Annotated in this window: 2 protein-coding genes and 2 pseudogenes; 3 read left to right on the top strand and 1 reads right to left on the bottom strand. The window is 66.2% G+C overall.

Going from position 1 to position 2,824, the window contains the following annotated elements:
- Positions 1-584 precede the first annotated feature (584 nt).
- Positions 585-782: pseudogene (locus ACZ7M7_RS44975) on the bottom strand (hypothetical protein); the annotation flags it as partial.
- A gap of 104 nt (positions 783-886) precedes the next feature.
- Between ACZ7M7_RS44975 and ACZ7M7_RS44970 the strand changes: the two are divergent.
- The 3 genes and pseudogenes from ACZ7M7_RS44970 to ACZ7M7_RS44960 form a co-directional block, all read left to right on the top strand.
- The gene (locus tag ACZ7M7_RS44970; protein WP_472127651.1) at positions 887-1,426 is read left to right on the top strand and encodes a GNAT family N-acetyltransferase; all 540 of its coding nucleotides are present in this window, start codon (positions 887-889) and stop codon (positions 1,424-1,426) included.
- Between the two features lie 132 nt (positions 1,427-1,558).
- Complete coding sequence (locus tag ACZ7M7_RS44965; RefSeq protein WP_472127649.1) at positions 1,559-2,206, top strand: GNAT family N-acetyltransferase; 648 nt, start codon at positions 1,559-1,561, stop codon at positions 2,204-2,206.
- Positions 2,207-2,554: 348 nt separating this feature from the next.
- Positions 2,555-2,824 (top strand): annotated as a pseudogene (locus tag ACZ7M7_RS44960) (IS630 family transposase); the annotation flags it as partial.

Raw genomic sequence — 2,824 nt, 5'->3', positions numbered from 1 at the left:
AGGTGCTGGACCGGCACCTGCACCACCTGCGGCCGCCCCCTGCCCAGCCCTCGGAGCCGCCGCAGACATCCCACAACCTAACGAAGCACTACTAGAACTTGGCGCCGTATCAGTCGTCGCACATGCCCAAGTCGTCTTGACTGGGGGAGTAGGGGGAGCTGCAGCTCTCACAGATCCAGAAGCGCTTCAACCGGCGAGTGCGTGCGTGAGTTGGCGTCTGGAGCGGGCGGCGTCGACGGCTCGGGATCGTGCAGCTCCGAGCGACGGCCGATCTCCTCGGACCGTTACACGAACCAGGCGTCGGGATCTTTCGGAACCGGTCGGTCTCGGTCCAGCGCTGCGGCCATGATTGTTTCTCGGAGCGGCAGTCCGCTGGTGGAATGGCTAGTGGTGGCCGGTCCAGCCGCCCATTTCGGGCCCAGGAAACGCCACACTGGCCGCTCGTGCTGTCGGCCCATGTGCCGCTCGGTCTCCCAGGATAGCGCTCCGCTGCCGTAGGCACGTGTGGCCAGGCGGTTCACCTCCTCTTCCCCGTCCCGCAAATGCTTGCCGATGCGTTGAATCCCCTGGTTGCAGTCCCTGAGCCATGGCATCGCCAGGAGGAGCGTGGCCACAGCGAAGTGCGCCGAGGGCCTGCCCAGGGAAACTCCGCCCATTCCCGCGACGAGGGCAGCGATCCCTTCGCGAGGAAGCGCGGTGACCGGCTTGCCGAACCGACGCGGTCTCAGCCCGGTGAACGGGGCTGTCCAAGAAGGCTCCGACGCCGTGATCACACCAACTATCACAAGAGCATCTCCTGTGGTGGTTGGCACTGCGCGATGTCCCGCGGAATCCGATGGCGCGGAGCAGCGCCATTGTCAAGAATCGCCGGATGCATGAAGTGAAAATGTCCGACGGGATCATCACTCTGTCCCCGCTGCGTCTGGACGATGCGGAGGCGCACCTCGCGGGGGAGGATGAGTCGCTGGTCCGCTGGCTCAGCGGCGGTCCCGGCACACGTGAGGGCGTCGAAACCTATATCCGGCACTGTCGGGAACAGTGGGACGCTGCCGGCCCACTCCGCGCTTTCGGCATCCGGGTAGGCACCGACGAGGTACTCGCGGGGACGATCGACCTGCGGTTCGTAGCAGAGGGCTTGTCTCCCGGCCAGGTGAATGTCGCCTACGGCCTGTACCCGTCCTGGAGAGGGCGCGGCCTGGCGACCCGCGCGGTCCTCCTGGTCTCCCGATACGCGGCAAGTGAGGGCGGGAAGGAGGCGGTGATCCGGGTGGAGCCGGAGAACGCCGCTTCTGCCGCAGTCGCCCGCCGGGCGGGGTTTACCCCCGGCACGCACACTCACGGCGAGGACGGGACACGGCTCGACTGGTACGTCCGGGACTTGCGAACCGATACCCAGGACGACCCTGGTGCCCCCAAGTCAGCTTGAGGGTGTTGGGCAAGAGCAATTGTCAAAGGATGTGGATCACGGTGCCGTCCCAGCAAGGATTAATCGTTCTTACGGAATCTCGGGAGCCGGTAGGTTGTCTCATCAAAGCCGGTGCGAGGAAAGGCTGCTGGGGTGCTTACGCTGACGGAGATTGCTGAGGATCCCCTTCGTCTGACGAGCCGTCTGAAACCTCATGGCGGTTCGGATGTCATCCTCCGCCCACTGCTGCACGCCGACTCGGGGCAATTGGCCGAGTTCCTCGATGCCCTGTCGTCCGAATCGAGGCGCTTCAGTACATTCGGCGGGTACGACCTCGCGACCGCCCGGGAGCTGTGTGACGCGATCGCGCGCTACGACAAGCTCAGGCTGGTGCTCGAGGATGTGCCGTCCGGCAGGATCGTCGGCCTTCTCGAATTCAGCCTCGCTCTGACTCCTGGGGACTTCGCGCGCTACCAGGACGCGGGCATCCGCCTCACCGAGACAACTGACTGCCGCTTCGGCCCCACTCTGGCTGACGACTACCAGGGCCGAGGCGTCGGGACGCTCGCGTTCCCGCTTGTCACGGACGTCGCACGACTGCTTGACAGGACGAGGATCATCCTGTGGGGCGGCGTCCGCGCCGACAACCCTCGCGCCATCCGCTACTACGAGAAGAACGGCTTCCAACCGGTCGGCCACTTCACCGAGGCGGACGGCACCCTGTCGCTCGACATGATGCTGGACCTGCACCCAGCACCACCGGATCCGGCAGGGCCCTCGACCCGACGCAGTCACCCGTAACAGCGCCGGCCGACCCGGCTCGCCAGACCCGGCGGTCATCCGGAGAAGTGGCCCGGCGGGAGATCGTCGACGGCATCCGCTACATCGTCGCCAACGGCGCGAAGTGGGTGCTCCTCCTTGGGATTTCCCTCCGTGGGAGACGGTTTACGGGTATGGATCCGAGACCGCTGGACGCCGGCCGTTCGGGATCAAGAGCGTGGCTGCAGCCAGTGACGCGGCGGCCGGCGTCACCTCGATGTCGTCGCCCGACGTGCCGTGCGGCCGCGTCGACGCCGAGGGCGGACGTACCGGCCTTCGGGGAGCATCCGAAACGGGAATGAGCGTTACTGACCTTGCTGGCGTCACGACAATGCCGCCATCGCCAGGCAGTTACGTGTCAGCGTGCGGTCGGTACAACGATGGCACCAGGCATGGGAGCACGGCGGAAGAGTGGAGTTCCGGCGGCCTTGGTGTCGAAGGGGCCGGCGTCCAGGCCCAAGCTGAGCGAGGCACTGTTCGAGGTGCTCGAGCAGGAACTGGCCATGGGTCCGGTGGCGCACGGCTGGCCGGACCAGACCTGGACACTGGCCCGGATCAAGACGCTGATCGGGCGCCGGTTCCACAAGAGCATGACGCTGT

This window comes from Streptomyces sp. NPDC111606 (assembly GCF_055656945.1).
This window is presented reverse-complemented; position numbering and strand designations above follow the sequence as displayed.